Annotated in this window: 22 protein-coding genes, 2 tRNA genes, 1 other RNA gene and 1 pseudogene; 14 read left to right on the top strand and 12 right to left on the bottom strand. The window is 73.8% G+C overall.

What is annotated here, in order from left to right; all coding sequences use genetic code 11:
- Positions 1-1,239 (bottom strand): DNA polymerase III subunit gamma and tau (locus Q0195_RS06095; RefSeq protein WP_299275927.1); only part of this gene is annotated, 1,239 nt, incomplete at its 3' end.
- 62 nt (positions 1,240-1,301) lie between these two features.
- An RNA gene (ffs, locus tag Q0195_RS06090) (signal recognition particle sRNA small type) lies at positions 1,302-1,398 on the bottom strand.
- A gap of 114 nt (positions 1,399-1,512) precedes the next feature.
- Between ffs and Q0195_RS06085 the strand changes: the two genes are divergently transcribed.
- The 3 genes from Q0195_RS06085 to Q0195_RS06075 all read left to right on the top strand — a co-directional run bounded on the left by Q0195_RS06085 (position 1,513) and on the right by Q0195_RS06075 (position 2,760).
- Positions 1,513-1,597: transfer RNA gene (locus tag Q0195_RS06085), tRNA-Ser, on the top strand.
- 125 nt (positions 1,598-1,722) lie between these two features.
- Positions 1,723-2,046: a type II toxin-antitoxin system VapB family antitoxin gene (locus tag Q0195_RS06080; protein WP_299275924.1), complete on the top strand. Its 324-nt coding sequence runs from the start codon at positions 1,723-1,725 to the stop codon at positions 2,044-2,046.
- Positions 2,047-2,115: 69 nt separating this feature from the next.
- Positions 2,116-2,760: a LytR C-terminal domain-containing protein gene (locus Q0195_RS06075; RefSeq protein WP_299275921.1), complete on the top strand. Its 645-nt coding sequence runs from the start codon at positions 2,116-2,118 to the stop codon at positions 2,758-2,760.
- A 94-nt stretch (positions 2,761-2,854) separates the two neighbouring features.
- Here Q0195_RS06075 and Q0195_RS06070 read toward each other — a convergent pair whose 3' ends face one another.
- On the bottom strand, positions 2,855-4,168 hold the full coding sequence (locus tag Q0195_RS06070; RefSeq protein ID WP_299275918.1) for a solute carrier family 23 protein: 1,314 nt from the start codon (positions 4,166-4,168) through the stop codon (positions 2,855-2,857).
- 91 nt (positions 4,169-4,259) lie between these two features.
- Between Q0195_RS06070 and Q0195_RS06065 the strand changes: the two genes are divergently transcribed.
- The gene (locus Q0195_RS06065; RefSeq protein WP_299275915.1) at positions 4,260-4,748 is read left to right on the top strand and encodes a DUF4190 domain-containing protein; all 489 of its coding nucleotides are present in this window, start codon (positions 4,260-4,262) and stop codon (positions 4,746-4,748) included.
- 23 nt (positions 4,749-4,771) lie between these two features.
- Positions 4,772-5,503: a glutamine amidotransferase gene (locus Q0195_RS06060; protein ID WP_299275912.1), complete on the top strand. Its 732-nt coding sequence runs from the start codon at positions 4,772-4,774 to the stop codon at positions 5,501-5,503.
- A 106-nt stretch (positions 5,504-5,609) separates the two neighbouring features.
- Here the strand turns inward: Q0195_RS06060 and Q0195_RS06055 are convergent.
- Positions 5,610-5,694: transfer RNA gene (locus tag Q0195_RS06055), tRNA-Ser, on the bottom strand.
- Positions 5,695-5,819: 125 nt separating this feature from the next.
- Between Q0195_RS06055 and Q0195_RS06050 the strand changes: the two genes are divergently transcribed.
- The 3 genes from Q0195_RS06050 (at position 5,820) to Q0195_RS06040 (ending at position 8,127) form a co-directional block, all read left to right on the top strand.
- On the top strand, positions 5,820-6,326 hold the full coding sequence (locus Q0195_RS06050) for a PAS domain-containing protein (protein ID WP_299275909.1): 507 nt from the start codon (positions 5,820-5,822) through the stop codon (positions 6,324-6,326).
- A complete protein-coding gene (locus Q0195_RS06045; protein ID WP_299275906.1) occupies positions 6,323-7,222 on the top strand; it encodes a methyl-accepting chemotaxis protein in 900 nt (299 codons plus the stop codon). Before Q0195_RS06050 ends, Q0195_RS06045 begins: the two co-directional genes overlap by 4 nt.
- 101 nt (positions 7,223-7,323) lie before the next feature.
- Entirely contained in the window at positions 7,324-8,127 is an 804-nt protein-coding gene (locus Q0195_RS06040) for an NAD-dependent protein deacetylase (RefSeq protein WP_299275931.1), read from the top strand.
- A 114-nt stretch (positions 8,128-8,241) separates the two neighbouring features.
- On the opposite strand, the gene Q0195_RS06035 is transcribed toward Q0195_RS06040, so the two are convergent.
- On the bottom strand, positions 8,242-8,721 hold the full coding sequence (locus Q0195_RS06035; protein ID WP_299275928.1) for a nucleoside deaminase: 480 nt from the start codon (positions 8,719-8,721) through the stop codon (positions 8,242-8,244).
- 68 nt (positions 8,722-8,789) lie between these two features.
- On the opposite strand from Q0195_RS06035, the gene upp reads away from it, so the two are divergent.
- Both upp and Q0195_RS06025 read left to right on the top strand, forming a co-directional pair.
- Entirely contained in the window at positions 8,790-9,428 is a 639-nt protein-coding gene (gene upp, locus Q0195_RS06030; RefSeq protein ID WP_299275903.1) for a uracil phosphoribosyltransferase, read from the top strand.
- Positions 9,429-9,715: 287 nt separating this feature from the next.
- Complete coding sequence (locus Q0195_RS06025) at positions 9,716-10,909, top strand: CAP domain-containing protein (RefSeq protein WP_299275900.1); 1,194 nt, start codon at positions 9,716-9,718, stop codon at positions 10,907-10,909.
- 11 nt (positions 10,910-10,920) lie between these two features.
- Here the strand turns inward: Q0195_RS06025 and Q0195_RS06020 are convergent, their stop codons facing one another.
- Positions 10,921-11,187, bottom strand: coding sequence for an acylphosphatase (locus Q0195_RS06020; protein WP_299275897.1), 267 nt, complete (start codon positions 11,185-11,187; stop codon positions 10,921-10,923).
- A 1-nt stretch (position 11,188) separates the two neighbouring features.
- Positions 11,189-12,589 (bottom strand): serine hydrolase, encoded by a 1,401-nt coding sequence (locus tag Q0195_RS06015; RefSeq protein ID WP_299275894.1) that lies wholly within the window; start codon positions 12,587-12,589, stop codon positions 11,189-11,191.
- Between the two features lie 60 nt (positions 12,590-12,649).
- Between Q0195_RS06015 and Q0195_RS06010 the strand changes: the two genes are divergently transcribed.
- Positions 12,650-13,624: an alpha/beta hydrolase gene (locus Q0195_RS06010; protein WP_299275891.1), complete on the top strand. Its 975-nt coding sequence runs from the start codon at positions 12,650-12,652 to the stop codon at positions 13,622-13,624.
- Here Q0195_RS06010 and Q0195_RS06005 read toward each other — a convergent pair.
- The 3 genes from Q0195_RS06005 to Q0195_RS05995 all read right to left on the bottom strand — a co-directional run bounded on the left by Q0195_RS06005 (position 13,617) and on the right by Q0195_RS05995 (position 16,083).
- The gene (locus tag Q0195_RS06005) at positions 13,617-15,272 is read right to left on the bottom strand and encodes an MDR family MFS transporter (protein ID WP_299275889.1); all 1,656 of its coding nucleotides are present in this window, start codon (positions 15,270-15,272) and stop codon (positions 13,617-13,619) included. The two genes, Q0195_RS06010 and Q0195_RS06005, sit on opposite strands and share 8 nt — an antisense overlap.
- Positions 15,272-15,727 (bottom strand): MarR family winged helix-turn-helix transcriptional regulator, encoded by a 456-nt coding sequence (locus tag Q0195_RS06000; protein WP_299275887.1) that lies wholly within the window; start codon positions 15,725-15,727, stop codon positions 15,272-15,274. Before Q0195_RS06000 ends, Q0195_RS06005 begins: the two co-directional genes overlap by 1 nt.
- An 83-nt stretch (positions 15,728-15,810) precedes the next feature.
- Complete coding sequence (locus Q0195_RS05995) at positions 15,811-16,083, bottom strand: Rho termination factor N-terminal domain-containing protein (protein ID WP_299275885.1); 273 nt, start codon at positions 16,081-16,083, stop codon at positions 15,811-15,813.
- Positions 16,084-16,254: 171 nt separating this feature from the next.
- On the opposite strand from Q0195_RS05995, the gene Q0195_RS05990 reads away from it, so the two are divergent.
- The 3 genes from Q0195_RS05990 to Q0195_RS05980 are packed head-to-tail and all read left to right on the top strand — an operon-like array spanning position 16,255 to position 18,565.
- On the top strand, positions 16,255-16,989 hold the full coding sequence (locus tag Q0195_RS05990; RefSeq protein WP_299275883.1) for an ABC transporter ATP-binding protein: 735 nt from the start codon (positions 16,255-16,257) through the stop codon (positions 16,987-16,989).
- Positions 16,986-18,377 carry an FtsX-like permease family protein gene (locus Q0195_RS05985; protein ID WP_299275881.1) on the top strand — a complete coding sequence of 464 codons (1,392 nt, stop codon included), beginning with the start codon at positions 16,986-16,988 and terminating at the stop codon, positions 18,375-18,377. The genes Q0195_RS05990 and Q0195_RS05985 overlap by 4 nt, the downstream gene beginning before the upstream one ends.
- Positions 18,377-18,565 carry a hypothetical protein gene (locus Q0195_RS05980; protein WP_299275879.1) on the top strand — a complete coding sequence of 63 codons (189 nt, stop codon included), beginning with the start codon at positions 18,377-18,379 and terminating at the stop codon, positions 18,563-18,565. The genes Q0195_RS05985 and Q0195_RS05980 overlap by 1 nt, the downstream gene beginning before the upstream one ends.
- 175 nt (positions 18,566-18,740) lie before the next feature.
- Here the strand turns inward: Q0195_RS05980 and Q0195_RS05975 are convergent, their stop codons facing one another.
- Positions 18,741-19,487 (bottom strand): LamB/YcsF family protein, encoded by a 747-nt coding sequence (locus tag Q0195_RS05975; protein ID WP_299275877.1) that lies wholly within the window; start codon positions 19,485-19,487, stop codon positions 18,741-18,743.
- A 120-nt stretch (positions 19,488-19,607) separates the two neighbouring features.
- Positions 19,608-20,017: pseudogene (locus tag Q0195_RS05970) on the bottom strand (hypothetical protein); the annotation flags it as partial.

The raw sequence follows: 20,017 nt of genomic DNA, 5'->3' as shown, positions 1-20,017 counted from the left end.
GGTCTGCGGGGCGGAGTGCGCGGGGGCCGGCTGCTCGGGGGCGGCCTCGGCCGGCCGGACCGCGGCGGACGGCCCGCCCCCGGCGAGGTGCCGCTCGATGCGGTCGAGCCGGGCAGCGTACCCGCGGGCGGCGTCGTCCGCGCGCGGCAGCAGGAGCCGGGCGCACAGCAGCTCCAGCTGCAGCCGGGGGGAGGTGGCGCCGCTCATCTCGGTCAGGGCGTCGTTGACGAGGTCGCCGGCACGGGACAGCTCGGCCGGTCCGAGCTGCTGGGACTGGACCCGCATCCGCTCGAACTGGTCCTTGGGGAGCGAGCGCAGCACCGTGGCCGCGTGCTCCCCGGAGACCGCGATGACGACGAGGTCGCGGATCCGCTCGAGGAGGTCCTCGGCGAAGCGACGCGGGTCGTGCCCCGAGTCGATGACCCGGTCCACCACCCGGAACAGGCTGGCGCCGTCGCGGGCCGCCAGGGCGTCGACGACGTCGTCGAGCAGAGTGGCGTGCGTGTAGCCGAGCAGGGTGACCGCCCGCTCGTAGCTGATCCGCCCCTCCTCCGCACCCGCGATGAGCTGGTCGAGCACGGACAGGGAGTCGCGCACCGAGCCGCCCCCGGCCCGGACGACGAGCGGCAGCACGCCCTCCTCGACCGCCACCCCCTCGGTCGTGCACAGCCCCTCGAGGTAGGCCTGGAGCCGCTCCGGCGGGACAAGGCGGAACGGGTAGTGGTGGGTGCGGGAGCGGATCGTCCCGATGACCTTCTCCGGCTCCGTCGTCGCGAAGACGAACTTCACGTGCGCGGGCGGCTCCTCGACGAGCTTGAGCAGCGCGTTGAAGCCCTGGTTCGTCACCATGTGGGCCTCGTCGATGATGAAGATCTTGTACCGGTCGCGGGCGGGCGCGAAGGCGGCCCGCTCCCGCAGCTCCCGGGCGTCGTCGACACCGCCGTGCGAGGCGGCGTCCATCTCGACGACGTCGAGGGAGCCGGCGCCGTCGCGCGCCAGCTCCACACAGCTCGGGCAGGTCCCGCAGGGGGTGTCGGTGGGCCCCTCCACGCAGTTGAGACAGCGGGCGAAGATGCGCGCCGACGTCGTCTTCCCGCACCCGCGCGGCCCGGAGAACAGGTACGCGTGAGTGATGCGGTCGGAGCGCAGGGCCGCCCGCAACGGGTCGGTCACGTGCTCCTGGCCGATGACGTCCGCGAAGGTCTCGGGTCGGTAGCGGCGGTACAGGGCGGTGCTCACCTGAAGAACTCTAGGCGTCCTCGCGACCTCACCGCGCCCTGTTGTGGACGCGGCCCGGGACATACAAGGACCCCTCGCGCACCCGCCAGAGCCCACCTGCCCTTGCTGCCTTCCGGCCCTGGGGGAGTTCAGTGGGGTGACGCCGCACGAGGGGTCGCCGCCCAGTCTAACGGACCGACCGGCGGCGTCGAACCGTCCGCCGGACTGAGGCGTCGGGCACACCTGGCGACATGCGGTTCGATCGGCGCCACTTCCTCGGGTACCCTCGGAGGCGGAGGATTCGCCTAGCGGCCTATGGCGCACGCTTGGAAAGCGTGTTGGGTTCACGCCCTCGGGGGTTCGAATCCCCCATCCTCCGCCGGACGAAGGGCCCGTGACCGGACGTGGTCGCGGGCCCTTCGTCGTCCCCGGGAAGCGCGCGGACCGAGCCGGACCTGCCGGGCACATTGTCCTGTCGAGCGGGCAGCGCCCTACCATCGTCCCGTGATCTTCAAGGCAGTGGGCGACGGCCGCCCGTACCCCGACCACGGGGTGGAGAGCACGCGCGACTGGGCGTCCGTCCCACCCCGGCAGGTCCGGCTCGACGAGCTCGTGACGACCAAGCGCGAGCTCGACCTGCGCCACCTCCTCGCCGAGGACTCAACGTTCTACGGGGACCTGTTCGCCCACGTCGTCTCCTGGCGCGGCACCCTCTACCTCGAGGACGGGCTGCACCGGGCGCTGCGGGCCGCTCTGCAGCAGCGCCTCCACGTCCACGCCCGCGTGCTGGAGCTCGCCGACGACGGCAGCGTGGTCACCGGCCGCTGACGCGGCCCTGGTCGCCCGCCGGCCGTGCCGGTGGCACGGGGGTCGCGGCGCAGCCGTTACCTTTGGGCTGTGACGACCGACCTAGCCGAGGCCGAGCGGCGGCGCGCCGCGCGTCGCCGCCGCCTGCAGCAACGGCAGACGCTGATCTTCGGGATCCTCATCACCGCGCTGCTCGCTGTCCTGCTCGTGTCCGCCGCCGTGTGGGGGCGGGTGATCCCCTCCCCCTTCGCCCGGCCGTTCAGCTCCCCCGAGCCGACCGACGCCGCATCGGCCAGCGTGCCGTGCCCGCCCGCCAACGCGCTGCCGGCCCCCTTCGGGGAGATCACCGCCAACGTCTACAACGCGACCGACCAGAGCGGGCTGGCCGCCCGGACGGCCGGCGGGCTCGCGCAGTACGGCATCGTCATCTCCCAGGAGGCGAACTACGGCGGCAGCTTCGAGGGCGTGGCGAACATCGTCAGCGGTGCGCGCGGCCTGCAGGCGGCCTACACGGTCGCCCAGCTCATCCCCGGCTCGACCGTCACCCTGGACGGGCGCGAGGACGCGACGATCGACGTCGTGCTCGGCGGCGCGTTCAGCGAGATCCCGGAGCCCGAGTCCAACCCGGTCGACCCGGAGGAGCCGCTCGCCCCACCGCCGGGCTGCACCCCGGTGACCGTGCCGAGTGACGACCCCGTCGACGAGGCGGCCGACGAGGAGGCCGCCGAAGACTGAGCCGGGCTCGGACCTGCGGGTCGCCGTGCGCACGGCTCACGCATGGAGCCCGGACCCGGCCGGGCTGGGACCCGCGGGTCGGGCCGCCTCGGCCTCAGGCCCGCGGGTCGGTCAGCGTCTCGGGCGCGGGCACCGACGCCGGGCTCGCCGGCTCGGCGCTGGTCCCCCGCCAGCGGGACAGCGCCCGCATGAGGTGGTAGACGCCCAGCGCGGCCGCGGTACCGAGGGCGATGCCCTCGAAGCGCATGTCGCCGGCGACCCAGGTGTAGTTGGCGATCCCGATGATGAGCGCGATACCCGCCGTCGTGAGGTTGACCGGGTCGGAGAAGTCGACCCTGTTCTGTACCCAGATCCGCGCGCCGAGGACGCCGATCATCCCGTACAGCACGGTCGCGGCACCGCCGAGCACGCCGGCCGGGACGGTGGCGATGAGCTCACCGAACTTCGGCGAGAGGCTGAGGAGCAGCGCGACCCCGGCGGCCACGAAGTACGCCGCCGTCGAGTAGACCCGGGTCGCTGCCATGACGCCGATGTTCTCGGCGTAGGTCGTGGTGCCGGAGCCGCCGCCGGCGCCGGCGAGCGTGGTGGCGACGCCGTCGGCGAGGAGGGCGCGGCCGGTGACGTCGTCGAGGTTCTCCCCGGTCATCGCCGCGACCGACTTCACGTGCCCGATGTTCTCGGCGACGAGCACGACGACGACCGGCACGAACAGTCCCATGAGGGTGAGGTCGAAGGACGGCGCGGTGAATGTCGGCAGCCCGACCAGCGCCGCCTCGCGGACCGCCGTGAAGTCGACCTCGCCGCGCAGCACGGCGACGACGTACCCGGCCAGCACCCCGACGAGGATCGCGAGCCGGCCGATGATGCCGCGGAACAGGACGGTGACGAGGACGACGACGGCGATGGTCACCAGCGCCGTCGTGGGCGCCTCGGAGACGTTGCCCCACGCGGCCGGTGCGAGGTTGAAGCCGATGAGTGCGACCACGGTGCCGGTGACCACCGGGGGCATGACGACGTCGATCCACCGGGCGCCGGCCACGTGGACGACGAGGCCGACCAGCGCGAGCAGCACACCGGTGACGAGCACCCCACCGAGCGCCGCGGACATGCCACCGACCTGGGTGGCCGCGCCGATCGGGGCGATGAAGGCGAAGCTCGAGCCGAGGTAGCTCGGCACCCGGTTCCGGGTGATGAGGAGGAAGAGGATCGTGCCGACCGCGGAGAAGAACAGGGTCGTCGCGGGCGGGAAGCCGGTGATGAGCGGGACGAGGAAGGTCGCCCCGAACATCGCCACGACGTGCTGGGCTCCGATCCCGATCGTCCGGGGCCAGCTGAGCCGCTCGCGGGGTGCCACCACCTCCCCGGGGCCGACGCGTACTCCGTCTCCGTGCACCGTCCAGATCGCCATGGTCAACCCCTTCACCGCGGGTGGATGTCGCGCGCAGACTACCGCCTGTGGAGACCCGGTCGTCGGTGCCGTTCATGGGATGCTTGACCGGGTGAGCGACGACCAGTGGCGGGCCCCCGGGCGCGAGACCTCAGGGGGCGCGGGACCCACCCCGCCTGCCGGACCGGACCCCACCGCGCCGGGTTCCTACGGCCCGGCCCCGCACCCTTCCCCGGGGCACGACCCGTACGCCGCTCCGCCGCCGGGGAGCACGCCGCTGCCGGGCTCCTACACCCACGCCTTCGAGACCACCGAGCGGCACCGGGCGCAGGTGCTCAGCGGTGCCGGGTACACCACGCCCGCGTACCGCAACGACGGGCTTGCGGTGACCGCGATGGTCCTCGGCATCGTCGGGATCCTCCTGCCGGGAGTCGGTCTGCTCGCCATCGCCTTCGGCCACGCCGCTGTGCGGCGGTTGCGGAGCTCCTACCAGGGCGGTCGTGGGCTGGCTGTCGCGGGTTTGGCACTGGGGTACGCCATGACCGCGATCTGGCTCGGGATCCTCCTCCTCTTCCTCGTCGTCCGCTCCGGCGGCATGTGACCCTCGGGGATACCCTGCCGCTCGTGAAGCCCTTCCTGCTGCTCGCCACCCGGTCCGAGGACGTCGCGGCCGACTCGGAGTACGCCTCCATCCTCGAGCTCGCCGGCCTGGAGGAGCACGAGCTGCGCCGCATCCGGCTCGAGGCGGAGCCGCTGCCCGACCTCGACCTCGACGACTACTCCGGCATCATCGTCGGTGGCAGCCCCTTCACCAGCTCCATCCCCGACAGCCACAAGAGCGACACCCAGCGCCGGGTCGAGGCCGAGCTCAGTGGTCTCCTCGACGTGCTGCGGGAGCGCGACTTCCCGTTCTTCGGCGCCTGCTACGGGGTCGGCACCCTCGCCCGACACATCGGCGGCGTCATCGACGGGACGTACGCCGAGCCGATCGGGGCACCGGTGATCACGCTGACGGAGGAGGGGCTCGCCGACCCGGTCCTGGCGGGTCTGCCGCGCAGCTTCCAGGCGTACGTGGGGCACAAGGAGGCGTGCACCTACCTGCCGGAGAGCGCCGTCCTGCTGGCGACGTCCGAGGCCTGCCCGGTGCAGATGTTCCGGGTGCGCACCAACCTCTACGGCACCCAGTTCCACCCCGAGCTCACCCTCGAGACGCTGCTGGAGCGGATGGAGATCTACCGGCACGCCGGCTACGCCGACCCGAGCGAGTTCGACCAGATCCGCCGCGAGGTCTCCGCTGCGGACGTCAGCCACGTCGGGAAGATCCTGGCCAACTTCGTCCAGCGCTACGCCCGCTGAGACCCGCGGGCCCGGCTCGCCCGTACGGGTGCGCCCTGGCTGCACCGGGCACCGCGCGGCAGACGGCTCGGCCCGGGGTCCCTGTGGGGCCCCGGGCCGACGCGAGCGGTAGCGGTGGGATTTGAACCCACGGTGGCTTTCACCACACGGCATTTCGAGTGCCGCACCTTCGGCCGCTCGGACACGCTACCGCCGACCAGTGTAACGGCACCCTCCGGCGCTCCCAACCACCCCGGGGCAGGCACTCCTGTGGCGCTCACCTCACCGCGTCCCCCGACCGCTCAACACGGCCCTCGTGCTGCCGATAGTCAAGGGCGTGGAACGGACCTTCGGCAGGGACGAGATCATCGTCTCCAAGACCGACCTCAAGGGGCACATCACCTACGCCAACGACGTGTTCCTCCGGGTGTCCGCGTACTCCGAGGAGGAGATCCTCGGCCGGCCCCACAGCATCATCCGCCACCCCGAGACCCCGCGCGGCCTGTTCCACCTCGTGTGGGAGACCATCCAGGACGGTGGCGAGATCTTCGCCTACCTCAACAACCTGGCCAAGGACGGCGCCAACTATTGGGTACTCGCGCACATCACCCCGTCGCGTGACGCGAGCGGTGCGATCGTCGGCTACCACTCCAACCGCCGCTCCCCCGAACGCGCCGCGATCGAGCGCCTCGAGCCGCTGTATGCGCGGATGCGGGCCGCCGAGGTCGGGCACCAGCGTGCGGTGGACGCCGCCGTGGCGTCCCGGCAGGCGCTGGAGGAGGCGCTCGGCGGACAGACCTATGAGGAGTTCGTATGGCAGCTGATCGCCGAGGTCACCGCATGAGGATCCGCCGGAGTCGGGAGCAGTCCGGGGTGACGCAGCGGCAGCCGGCCGAGCAGTACGCGGTCGCGCAGGAGTTCGCGGAGGTCGTCGCGCGCGCTGCGGAGGGCGACCTCGAGGTGCGCGTCCCGCCCCTGGGCGACACCCCCGAGCTGGAGTCGCTCCGCGGCAGTGTCAACCGCCTCCTCGACGTCGTCGACGCCTTCGTCCGCGAGTCGCAGGCGGCGCTGGCGGCCGCCGCCGAGGGTCGCTTCCACCGCCGCTTCCTCACCCAGGGGATGCCCGGGGCGTTCCGCGAGGCGGCCGCCCGGATCGACGCCGGCCGGGCGTCGATGCAGGAGAACGCCGAGCGGCTGGCGGAGCAGGTGACCGCGCGGACCGAGTTCGCGTCCTCGGCCATCGAGGCCTCCGCCCAGGTGACCGTCGACCTCTCCGAGGTGGCCGACTCCACCGCCGGCCTGGCGGCGTCCACCTCGACCGCCGTCAGCCGCGCCCAGGACGCGCTGGAGACGGTGCGCCAGCTGGAGGAGTCCTCGGCGGCGACCTCGGAGGCCGTCGCCCTCATCAGCAAGGTCGCGGCCCAGACCCGCATGCTCGCCCTCAACGCGACCATCGAGGCCGCCCGCGCCGGGGACGCCGGGCGCGGCTTCGCCGTCGTCGCCCACGAGGTGCGCACGCTCGCCGACGAGACCGCCCGCTCCGCCACGAGCATCGGTCGGCAGATGGACGCCGCCATCGCGGCCGCCGCCGACGCCGCCCGGGCCATCGACGCGATCGCCGCGCTCATCGACGAGATGGACGAGCGGGTCGGGGTCATCGCGGCGGCCACCGGCGAGGGCTCCAACCTGTCGTGGATGGCGAACTCGCTGCGTGAGCAGATCGGGCAGTTCGCCGAGTAGTGCCGAGCGTTAACCTCGTCGGTGTGGAGCTGCCCCGCCCGTTCATCGTCGCCCCGCCCGCGCACGAGGCGCGCCCGGAACCTGCCGACGTCCCGGCGGCGCTGGCTCCGGTGGTCCACGTCCTGTCCGGGGCGACGACGGCGGTCCTCACCGGGGCGGGCGTCTCGACCGACTCCGGGGTCCCCGACTACCGCAGCCCCGGCTCCCCGCCGCGTCGGCCGATGACCCACCAGGAGTTCCTCGCCACCGAGGCGCACCGGCGGCACTACTGGGCGCGCAACCACCTGGGGTGGCGCTTCCTGCGCGACGTCGCCCCCAACGCGGGGCACGAGGCGTTGGCCCGGATGGAGCACGAGGGCATCGTCAACGGGGTCATCACCCAGAACGTCGACCTGCTCCACCTCAGGGCCGGCTCCCGCAACGTCGTCCACCTCCACGGCAGGTACGACCGCGTCGTGTGCCGGGACTGCGGGAACGTCCTGTCCCGCGAGCACCTGGACGAGGTGCTCACCCGGCTCAACCCGGGCTGGCGCGAACGGCACATCGACGACGTCGAGGTGGCGCCGGACGCGGACGCCGCACTGGAGAGCACCGCCGACTTCCGGGTCGCGGACTGCCCTCGGTGCGGCGGGATCCTCATGCCCGACGTCGTCTTCTTCGGTGGCTCGACGCCCCGGGAACGGGTCGAGCACGCCCGCTCCATCGTCGACGAAGCCGACGCGCTGCTCGTCGCCGGTTCCTCCCTGGCGGTGATGTCCGGGCTGCGGTTCGTGCGCCAGGCCGCGAAGTCCGGCAAGCCGGTGGTCATCATCACCCGCGGTCCCACCCGCGGCGACGAGCTGGCCACCGTCAAGGTCGAGATGAGCACGACGACGGCCCTCACCTACCTCGCCGACGTCCTGTAGCCACCGGCGCCACCACACCGTCCCCGACCGTCGCCGCCCACCACCCGGGCTCCGATCGGTCGCAGAACGTCCGTTCACGGTCTCCGAAGGGACGTGCTGCGACCGATCGGATCGTCAGGGGTCGGGGGGAGGAGGGAAGGCCGGGGAGGCGCTGGGGCGCCTCAGCCGGCGTTGGGCGAAGAAGGTGCGCAGCAGGCGCGCGGAGCGGCCCGCCTCGACCCCGCCGATGACCTCCACCCGGTGGTTGAGTCGCGAGTCGCGCACGACGTCGCGCACGGACCCGCACGCACCCGCCTTCGGGTCCCAGGCGCCCAGGACGAGCCGCTCGAGCCGCGCCAGCACGATCGCCCCGGCGCACATGGTGCAGGGCTCCAACGTGACGACGAGCGTGCAGCCCACGAGCCGGAGGTCACCGAGGCGCGCGGCAGCGTCCCGGATCGCCAGCATCTCGGCGTGGGCGGTGGGGTCGCCGTCGACCTCGCACCGGTTGTGGGCCGTGGCGAGCACCCGCCCGTCGGGGTCGAGAACCAGCGCACCGACGGGGATGTCGCCACCCGCCGGGGCGTGGGCGGCGAGCTCGAGGGCGGTGTGCATCGCCACGGTCCAGGGGGCCATGGCCTCCATCCTGCACGTCGCCGCCGGGTCACCGGTACGTTCTACCCATGCGCCTGCACGTCGCGGACCACCCGCTCATCGCCCACAAGCTGACCGTCCTGCGGGACGAGCGCACCGAGTCGCCGACATTCCGGCTGCTCGTCGACGAGCTCGTCACGCTCCTCGCCTACGAGGCCACCCGCGAAGTGCGGACCGAGCAGGTGGAGATCACGACGCCGGTGGCGCGCACCACCGGTACGCACCTCGCCTCCCCGCGCCCGCTCGTCGTGCCCATCCTCCGTGCCGGGCTCGGGATGCTCGCCGGGATGACGCGGCTGCTGCCCACCGCCGAGGTGGGGTTCCTCGGGATGCAGCGCGACGAGCGCACGCTGGAGGCGATCACCTACGCCAACCGGCTGCCGGACGACATCAGCGGCCGCCAGGTCTTCGTGCTCGACCCGATGCTCGCCACCGGGAACACGCTGGTCGCGGCCATCGAGTACCTGCTCGAGCGCGGGGCCCGGGACGTGACGGCGATCTGCCTGCTCGTGGCACCGGAGGGGATGCGCACCGTCGAGCAGACCATCGGTGCGCGCGGCGAGGTGAAGATCGTCACCGCCGCCGTCGACGAGCGCCTCAACGAGGACGCCTACATCGTTCCGGGACTGGGGGACGCCGGGGACCGCCTCTACGGCGTCGTCGACTGATCGTCGCCCTGTCGCGTGGGCAGGAAGCGGGCCCTCTCCGCCCCGGGAGGGCCCGCTTCGTCGTCCGGTGGGTGTGCCGGCCGACCGGCCAGTGACCCCTGGTACCCGGACGCCTGGCAGAGCCCCTGTTACGTATGTTGCGAGTGTTGCTGATGTGACAGAAGAGGTTCCTGCTGGCTAACCTGCCTTGCGTGTCTGGTGGTGATCGGGCGGGTACCTCCCGCCTCCGTCGAGTCGCACGACGCCTGTGCGGCGTCGCCGTGTCCTTCGCGCTCACCCTGACCGTGTTGGCCGGCACCGTGACGGCCGCACCGACCGTCCCGGGCTGGATGCTCCTGCCCCTCGAGGCGAGCGGCATCCCCGCCCACCTCTCCGACGCCCGGGCCGACCGGTCCCAGGAGCGCAATGCCCCGCTCGAGCTGGTGAAGTCGACGGTCACGGACACCGCACCGGCCGCCGCGCCCCCGGCCAAGACGGCAGTGGACACCTTCGCGGGCCCCGACGCCCCCGAGCCGCCCGCGGAGCCGGAGAAGACGGTGCCCGAGGCCCCGCTCCGCGGCGCCGCGAGCGCCGGCGACGCGCACCGCACCCCTGCCCGAGCCCTCGTCCCGGCCCCAGCGGCAACCCTCGAGGAGCCGGCCGCGGAACCGGAGCAGGAGCCGGAGGAGTCCGCCGGACCGCCCGCCGGGGAACCCGCGGGGACCGAGCCCCCCGAGCCCGCACCGGAGCCGACCCCGGAGCCCGAGCCCTCGGAGGAGCCGGAGCCGCCGGTCGAGCCGACGGCCGAGCCGACCGACGAGACCACGTCGCAGCCGGAGGACATCCCGTCACCGGCACCGTCCCCCGAACCGAGCCGGACCCCCGAGCCCGCGACGTCCCCCGAGCCGAGCCCGCAGCCGACCCGCGCGCCGGAGCCCGAGCCGAGCCCGCAGCCCACCCGTACGCCGGAGCCCGAGCCGTCCCCGACGCCGCCCCCCTCCCCCAGCCCCGAGCCGACCCCCACCCCGGAGCCGAGCCCGGAGCCCACGCAGACCCCCGCGCCCCCACGCCCGGACGAGGCGACCACCGCGCGCAGCACCCTCCTCTCGCTGCTCAACGGGCTGCGGCAGTCCGCCGGTCGCGCTCCGGTGCAGCAGAGCAGCCACCTCCAGGGCGTCGCCCAGGGGTGGGCGGAGTACCTGGCGACCTGGCAGCCGGCGCAGATGACGGCGGCACACAACCCGCGGATGGCGCAGCAGGTCGGCTGCCGCACCTACTCCACCGGAACCTGGGGCGGGTGCAGCGAGCTCATCGTGCGCAACACCGGTGCCGCACGCACCCCGCTGGACAGCACGCTGCGGTGGATGCACACCTGGTGGGTCAACTCGCCGAACCACTACCCGTGGATGGTCGACAGGCGCTACACCCACGTCGGCCACGGCTTCGCGCGCAGCCGCAGCGGTGTGCCGTACGCCGTGACGGTCATCGCCGAACGGCGCTGAGCCGGGCGGGCTCAGCGGATCCGGAAGCCCTGCTCCCCCACCGGCTCCTCGGTGCGGACGGTGACGTCGTCGACCCGCGCCCCCGGTGGGCCGGTGTGCAGCCAGCTCAGCACCTGAGCCACCGCGTCGTCCTCCCCCTCGAGGACCACCTCGACCCGGCCGTCGGACAGGTTGCGGACCCAGCCGGCGACACCGGCGCGCTCGGCCTGGGTGGCGCACGCCCAGCGCATCCCCACCCCCTGCACCCTGCCGCTGACGGTCACGTAGCAGCGTTGCATCTCACGCCTCCTCGCCGAGCACCTCCACGGCCTGGCCGACGACACCGGACATCCAGCCCGCGTCCGGGACCGCGGCGGGGTCGGTCGCCGCGAGCTGCACGACGACGACGTAGGCCTGCCCGGCCTCGTCCTCCAGGTACCACGAGCCTGCCATCTCCCCGAGCATGCTGCCGCCCTTGAAGCCGACGTACGCCCACCCCGCGGGGACCTCGAGCCCCGGGTTGAGTGCGAGGATCTCCGCGACGGCCTCGGCCTCCTCCCCCTCTCGCAGCCCTGCGTGGGCGCGGCAGACGTCCATGGCGGTGGCGAACCAGTCCACGTCCAGCGGCCAGACGACGTCCTGCGTGAGCGCCGGGTCGACGTCGACGGGACCGCCAGGCAGCCCGTCGAGGATCGCGGCACGCTCCCCGGCGTCGGCCACGGACCACCGCTCCCGCAGCGCGGCGTCGGTGAAGGCGAGCTGGAAGATCTCCCGGGTGGTGGGCAGCGGGGTGAGCAGCGCGGGGTCGTGGTGGCCCAGCCGCACCACTGCCTCCTCCACGGCGTCCCGGCCGACGACGTCGACCAGGAGGTCGGTCGCGGTGTTGTCGGAGATGGCGATCATGAGCTCGGCCGCCTCGCGGACGCTCACCTCGTGGCCGGCGGGCTCGTCCTGGAGCCGGCCCGTGGGCAGCGAGCGCAGGTCGTCGGTGACGGTGACGGTGTCGTCCCAGCCCAGGTCCCCGGCGGCGACGGCGTGCCGGACGGCGTCGAGGACGTAGAGCTTGACGATCGAGCCGACCGGCCGGGCGACGTCCGCCTCCCGTGCACGGACCGGCTCGCACGTCCGGCCGTCGGCGACGAGCAGCGAGCTCTCGATGCCGAGGTCGGCGACGGCGGACTCGACGTCGTCGAGCGACGTGATCTGCGGGACCGGTGGGGCCGCAGCGAAGAAGAGCAGGTTCATCCGGCCCTCGGCGTCGGTGCCGACATGGAGCAGGAACCGGTCCTCGGGTCCCGTGAGCGGCAGCTGGGCGGCGTCCTCGGTGCCGGCGTAGCCCTCGACGACGAACGGCCCGGCGGCGCGCACCTGGGCGAAGACGGTGGCGACCTGGTCGGCCGGGACCTCGTCGAGGAACACCTGGGCGAAACGCTCCGCGGCCTCCTCCGCGGCGGGGCCCTCGGCCGCGGCGAGCTGCTCCAGCACCCAGCTGGTCGCCCGCCCGGCGCGGGTCTCGGGCACGGTCACCCCGGGCGCGAGCTCCACCGTCCCGCCGGTCTCCCCCGGCACCGGTGCCGTGCCCGTCGGCGCGGGCGTCCCCTCTCCGTCGGGCTCCTCGGCGCTGCACGCGGCGGCCCCGAGCAGCAGGGCCCCGGCGAGCGCGGCGGCGGCGACGGACGACTTCCCCCGAGGTGGTCGCATGGGTTCGATGCTCCCAGCGTCCCGCCCCGCCGGACCATCGTCCCCTGGGATGATGCGTCCATGCCCGCCTCCCTCGCGCGGCTGAGCCCGCCCCGACCCGACGTCCTCGGCGAGCCGTGGGTGCAGCGCCGCATCCGGCTGCGCCCCTCGCCCGACTACGACGGCGCCGCGGAGGCGGTGCTCGTCCACCGGGCGGCGGAGCACCGGCGCGCGGTGCTCTACCTCCACGGCTTCACCGACTACTTCTTCCAGACGGCGCACGCCGAGCGGTGGGTCGCGGCCGGCTTCGACTTCTACGCCCTCGACCTGCGCACGAGCGGCCGGGCGATCGGTCCGCGGACGCGGCCGGGCGACGTGCGCGACCTGCGCCACCACGACGAGGAGATCGGTGTGGCGCTGGCCGCCGTGCGGGCGGACGGGCACGACCAGGTCGTCCTCCTCGGTCACTCCACCGGCGGGCTCGTCGCGGCGAGCTGGGCCGACCGCCACCCGGGCGAGGTCGACGCCGTCGTCCTCAACAGCCCGTGGTTCGACCACAACGGGCCGTGGGTGGAGCGGGTGCTGCTCACCCCGCTCGTCGGCCTGCTGGCACGGTGGCTGCCGAGCGTCGTCGTCGGTCGGCTGCAGGAGCCCTACGGGCGCTCCCTGCACATCTCCACCGGCGGGGAGTGGGACTACGACCTCACCTGGAAACCCTTCGCGGGTTTTCCCGTACGTGCCGGGACCTTCGCCGCGGTGCGGCGGGAGCAGGCGCGCCTGGCACGCGGCCTCGACATCCGCGAGCCGGTGCTGGTGTGCTGCTCCACCCGCTCGGCGTCCCCGTCCGCGCCCACGGCCGAGGAGCTGCGGTCGGCGGACTGCGTGCTCGATGTGCGGCACATGGTCCAGCGGGCCGCGCTCCTGGGCACGGACGTCACCGTCGTCCGGGTGCCGGGCGGGGTCCACGACCTCGCCCTGTCACCGCGGCCGGCGCGGGAGACCTACGAGCGGGCGGCGGTCGGGTGGGCGCTGGAGCGCTTGCCGGCCCTCACCTGACCGTAGGGCCGGGCTCGTCCTGGTCGGCCGCGTCGTCGTCACCGGTGGCGGGCTCGGGACGACTCGCCTCGTCCACCGCCCGCCTGACCTCCAGGTCGACGGTGTCGCGCAGCAGCGACCCGCGCATCGCCGTCGCGGCCACCAGGGCGACGACGGCGAGCACCGCCATGACGAGGAAGATGAGTGCCATCCCGTCGCCGTAGGCGCTGCGGACGATGCGCTCGACGTCGTCGGGCAGGGCGGCGAGGTCGAGGTCGTCGGTGCCCGAGACGGCACCGGGTGGGAAGCCGGCCGCGGTGAGCCGGCTGCCGACGAGCGAGGCGATGTGGGCGGTGAGGAGCGCGCCCAGCACCTGGACCCCGATGGCCCCGCCCAGGGAGCGGAAGAAGGCCACGGCGGCGCTCGCCGCACCCATGTCCTTCAGCGGCACCGTGTTCTGCACCGCCAGGACGAGGTTCTGCATCGAGGCGCCCTGCCCCACCCCGACGAGGCTGAGGTAGAGGCAGACGAGCCACAGCGGGGTCGTCGCGCCGACGGTCGCCATGAGAAGGACACCGACGGCCTGGACGCTGAGCCCGACGACGACGTAGCGCTTCCACCGCCCGCGCCGGCTGACGAGGCGGCCGGCGATGGTCGAGGCGAGGAAGACGCCGAGCATCATCGGCCCCATGAGCAGGCCGGAGGCCGCCGGGCCGTGGCCGCGGCCGATCTGGAAGTACTGCCCGAGGAACACCGGGGCGGCGAACATGATGATCCCGACGGCGAAGCTCGCCACGATGCTCAGCGCCGTCGTGCGCTCGGTGAGGATCCACATCGGGACGACGGGCTCGGCGGCGCGCAGCTCGACGAGGACGAAGGCCACCGTGCCGAGGACCGCGCCGCCGACCATGACCGCGGTCTGCCAGGAGGCCCAGGGGAAGAAGGTGCCGGCGAAGGACAGCCACAGGAGGAGCAGGGTGACGGACAGGACGATGAGCGTCGAGCCGGCGTAGTCGATCCGCGGCCGGCGCCGGGTGCTCGGCGGGACGACGAGCCGGCGGTGGAGGACCCAGATCGCGAGCACCGAGAAGGGCACGGCGCTCCAGTAGCACCAGCGCCAGCCGAGCCACGGGGTGTCGACGATGAGGCCACCGATGAGCGGGCCGGAGACCGTGGCCACGGCCATGACCGCGCCCATGTAGCCGTTGTACCGGCCGCGCTCGCGCGGGGAGATGATCGAGGCGATCGTGGTCTGGACGAGGGCCATCTGCGCCCCCATCCCCACGCCCTGGACGGCGCGGTAGACGATGAGCGAGTTCGGGCTCTGTGCAAGCCCGGCGAGCAGGGAGCCGACGCTGAACAGGCCGATCGCCAGGAGCAGCAGCGTCTTCTTGTCGAACAGGTCGGCGAGCTTGCCGAAGATCGGTGTGCTCGCGGTGGAGGCGAGGAGCGCCGCGGTGACGATCCACATGTACTGCAGCTGCGAGCCGCCGAGGTCGGCGATGATCACCGGCAGCGCGTTGCCGACGATCGTGCCGGACAGCATGGCGACGAAGAGCGCGAGGAGGAGACCGGTGAAGACCCGCATGACCTCGCGGTGCTTGGCCGCCTCGGCGGGGGTGCGGCGGGCGCGGCCGAAGCGGCCGGCGGAGCGGTCGGGGCGCAGCATCAGCGGCCCACCTCCTGGGCGGCGTCGAGCAGGCGCACGACGGTGCCCAGGACGTCGGTGAGGCCGGCGACGTCGTCGTCGGGCCAGTCCGCGAGGACCGCCTCGAGGTGGCGGCGGCGCAGGTCGCGGACGGTGGCGAGGGCCTCCTCACCGCGCGGGGTGAGTCGGATGAGGGCGGCGCGCGCGTCGGCCGGGTCCTGGCGGCGCTCGACGCGGCCGTCCTGCTCGAGCGGGCTGACGTGACGGCTGATCACCGAGGGGTCGACGTGGAGGTCCTCGGCGAGCTCGGCGATGCGCGGCTCGCCCAGCCGGGCGACGGAGGCGAGCACCGCGACCTGGGCGGCGGGCAGCCCGGACTCCCGGGCGACCCGGACGGTGAGGTTGCGGTGCCGACGGGTGAGGTCGGCCAGGGCGTCGATGAGGCCTTCGAGGGCGTCGGCCGGGTCGCGGGTCACGGTCCCCGACGCTAACACTTACATGCAGCATGCATCTATAGGGGATGCCGTGACGTCTCCCACCGGCCACCCGCCGGAGCGGGTCAGTGGTTGCGCAGGGCCTCCACCAGCTCGCTCTTGTTCATCGACGACCGCCCCTCGATGCCGATCTCCCGGGCGCGCTTGCGCAGCTCCTCGACCGTCCAGTCCTCGTAGGAGCCCGACTTCCCACCCTTCGTGCCCACCGAGCTGCGGGAGGCGTTGGCCGCCGCGTTGGCGATGCGCGCCGCCTTCTCCTTCGAGCTGCCCTCCTCCCGGAGCTCCTCGTAGAGCTCCTTGTCCTTGACGCTCGGTCCGGGGTCGCGCTTCGCGGGCATGGTGACGCCTCCTGGCTGGGGGACCTCCAGCATGGGCCGGGGTGGAGCGGGGTGCACGCCGACGTGCGACCCCGGGCGGACGCGGCGCTCCACCCGTGAGCGGACGGCGCCGATGGGGGATCACCTTCCCACCCGACGCGGCCGGACCTCGCCCGCCGCGACGCTGGGACCATGACAGCCCACACCGTGCACCCACCACCCGTCCCCACGGCCGTCCCCGTGCTGAGCACCCGTGGCCTGACCAAGACCTACGGGATGACGACGGCGCTGGCCGGGGTGGACCTCGACCTCTTCCCCGGCCAGTCGGTCGCCGTCATGGGCGCCTCCGGCTCCGGGAAGACGACGCTGCTCCACTGCCTCGCCGGGATCGTCCGGCCGAGCAGCGGCACCGTCGTGCTGACCACGAGCCGGGGCCGGGTCGAGGTCAGCGCCCTGTCCGACTCCCAGCGGTCGCGGCTGCGCCGTGAGCAGCTCGGCTTCGTGTTCCAGGAGGGCCTGCTCATCCCCGAGCTGACCGCCGTGGAGAACGTCGCGATGGCGCTCATGCTCCGCGGGGTCGCACGCCGCGAGGCCGAGCACCACGCGGCGCTGTGGCTGCAGCACCTGGGGCTGGCGGGGATGGAGCAGCGCCGCATCGGTCAGCTCTCCGGCGGCCAGGCGCAGCGGGTGGCGATCGCCCGGGCCCAGGTCACCGGCGCCGAGGTCGTCTTCGCCGACGAGCCCACCGGCGCGCTGGACCACGGCACCTCCCGCGACGTCATGCAGGCACTCCTGCACGCGACGACGGCCGGTGGCCGCACGCTCGTCGTCGTCACCCACGACGACGACGTCGCCGCCCAGTGCGCGCGGGTCGTACGGCTGCGCGACGGGCGTGTCGTCGACGACACGCTGGGGCGGCGGTCATGAGCACGACCGCACACCCCACGGCGACCGACCTGGCCGGCCCTCCCCCACCGCCGCGTGGCGGGCGGGGCTGGGTGGCGCTGCGCACGAGCGTGGTGCTCGCCCGCCGCGGCAGTTTCCGCTCGGCGGTGCTGCTCCTGCCCGTCGTCGCCTTCGCCGCGACGACGACGCTGCTCCTCGTCGTGCTCGCCGGGGCGCTGTCGTTCCTCCGGTGGGACGACGAGCTCGCCGGCCTCTACCAGCTCCTCGCCGCCTTCGCCGTCGTCCTCCTCGTCGTGCCGCTCGTCGCCCTCGGCGGCGCGGCTGCGCGGCTCTCGGCCCGGCGCCGGGACGACCGGCTCGCCACGCTGCGGCTGCTCGGGGCGACGACGGCGACCGTGGCCCGGATGACCGTGCTCGAGGCCGCGGCGGTGGCCCTGACCGGTGCGCTGGCCGGGGTGGGCTGCTACCTGCTCGTCGGACCGCTCGTCAGCCTCATCCCCTTCCGTGGTGAGCCGATCGGTGCGGCGTTCTGGCTCGCGCCGTGGGTGGTGGCGTGCGTCGTGGCCGCGGTCGTCCTGCTCGCGGTCGTCAGCGCCGTCGTCGGGCTGCGTCAGGTGAGCATCTCGCCGCTGGGGGTCCGACGGCGTCAGGACGCTCCGCGCGCCGGGTGGGTCCGCGCCGTGGTGGGCGGGGTGGTCGTCGTGGTCATCGTCGGTGCGATGCAGCTCGGCTACACCAGCGCCGCCGTGGCGGTGGCCGTCGTCCTCGGGGCCTTCGGGATTGGCCTGGCGGTGCTCAACCTCCTCGGGCCGTGGGTGGTGGCGGTACTCGCCCGGGTGCTGCACCGGCGTGCCGACCGCCCCGACCGGCTGCTCGCCGCGCGGAGCATGGCCCAGTCCCCGAAGGCGGTCTGGCGGCAGATCAGCGGTGTGGTCATGGCCTCCTTCATCGCCGTCGTCGCGGGCTCGGGGGCCGCGCTGATGGCGTCGGACGAGCAGGCGGTGAGCGGGCCGGAACGGTTCCTCGCGGCGGACATCCGCACCGGCGTGCTCATCACCGTGGTCGCGACCTTCCTCATGGTCGCGGCGTCCGCGGGGGTGACCCAGGCGGCGGAGGTGCTCGACCGCGCCGAGCTCTACCGCAGCCTCGACCGGCTCGGGATGCCGGCGCAGACGATGGTCGCCGCCCAGCGGCGCACGGTCATGGTCCCGATGCTCGTCGTCACGGCGGGCTCGGTGCTGCTCTCCGGGATGCTCGTCCTCCCGCTCGCGGGCCTGGCGGTGGTGCTCGCCCCGGTCAGCGTGCTGGTGATCGCCGGGAGCGTGGTCCTGGGCGTGGTGCTGGTGCGCCTGGGTGTCGCGGCGGCCCGGCCGGTGCTCCGCGGGGTGCTGGCGGAGGGGAGGGTGTGATGGTCCCGGTGGCGGCGGCACGGCCGGCGACGCGACACCCGGTGCTCCTGCTGGTCCTCTTCCTCGTGGGCTGCGCTGCCGTCGCCGCGGCCGCAGCGCTCGGGCTCGGTGCGGTGTGGCAGGAGGTACACGACTGGGTCACGCCGCACGTGGCCGATGACCGGGCCGTGGGTGCGGACACCGCCTGACCGGGCGCTTGCACCAGCGCGCCCGCCCCGGCGCCCTCCCTCTCCAGAGCAGCGCGGCCGCCGTCCCCGAGCGGGGTGATCCCCTCCCTGAGCAGCAGTCCCCAGGACGGCAGGCGACGCGGGGAACCCCGACGGGTGGGGCCGGGGCCTCGGGGCGCCGGGGGGTGCTGGGACCTCAGGACGGTGGACGGGGGGCGGAGACGCCGTGCGCGTCGAGGATCCGGCGCACCGTCCGGGCCACCGCGGTGGCTCCCCCGATGTCGGCGTGGATGCCGATGCTGTCGAAGCGCACCTGGAGCCGCGTGCCGTCGACGGCCTCGATCCCCTGGCCGGTGAGGGCGGCACGGAGGCGCGCCTCGACGTCGGCCGGCTCCCGGGGGAGCGGACGCCGCTGGAGGATCACGGTGCCGTCGGCGCGGTAGTCCAGCTCGACGTAGAGCTCGGCGACGAACGGCACCCCCATCTCCCGGCACACCGCCTCGTGCGCCGTGCCCGCCATGCCCACGAAGGGCACGCCGTACAGGGCAGCCACCCGGGCGGCCCCGCGCATGAGCTCCTCCTCCCAGGCGAGGACGCCGTAGAGCGCACCATGGGGCTTGATGTGGTGCAGCGTCGCCCCGTGGAGCCGGAGGAAGGCCTCCAGGGCACCGACCTGGTACAGCAGGAGGTCGGCGACGTCGTCCGCCGTCGCACGCGGCAGGCGTCGGGTGGCACCGACGACGGGCAGGCCCGGGTGAGCCCCGACCGCGAGCCCGCGCCGGACGGCCTCCGCGACGACGCGGTCCATGACGGCGGGGGCGTCGATGTGCCACATGCACGCCACGTTGACCCAGTCGACGTCGTCCATGAACGCCGGCTCGGTGCCGAAGGCGACCGGGCCGAGGGACTCGCCGACGTCCGCGTTGACGGTCACCGCTGCCACATCCGCAAGATACCGCCGCGGTCCGGTGCCGTGCCGCCCCTCCCGGCTCGACCGCGGAAAGGGCAAGGGGGCCCGCAGCCGGGTGGCTGCGGGCCCCTTGTCCGGGTGGTGTGGGCTGGGTCAGCTGGTCTTGGTCAGCCGGCCCATGTCCTTGCCCCCCGCCACCGCCGTTGCGGCGGTGGTGGTGGTGCCGCCGGCGGGGCGGCGCACCCCCAGGGTGTCGGTGCCGTTGCCGTCCCAGTCACCCACCAGCACCTCGTCCCCGAGGCGACCGAAGGTGACCACGTGGTCGGCCTGGCCACCCCGCAGGGAGTTGGCCACGTGGAACGTGCGGCCCCGCTGCACCATCAGGGTGTCACGGCCATCACCGTCCCAGTCACCGGCGTGGGTGATGTCCTCACCCCGCCCGTAGGCGAAGACCACATCGGCCTGCCCACCGCGCAGCGCGTTGGACACGTGGTAGGACGCCCCGCGGCGCACCGCGAAGGTGTCCCGCCCGTCACCGTCCCAGTCACCCACCAGCACCTGGT

The sequence above is a fragment of the uncultured Georgenia sp. genome, from assembly GCF_937958535.1.
GTDB lineage: Bacteria > Actinomycetota > Actinomycetes > Actinomycetales > Actinomycetaceae > Oceanitalea.
The sequence above is the reverse complement of the archived record's forward strand: the minus strand, read 5'-3'. Positions and strand labels throughout refer to the sequence as shown.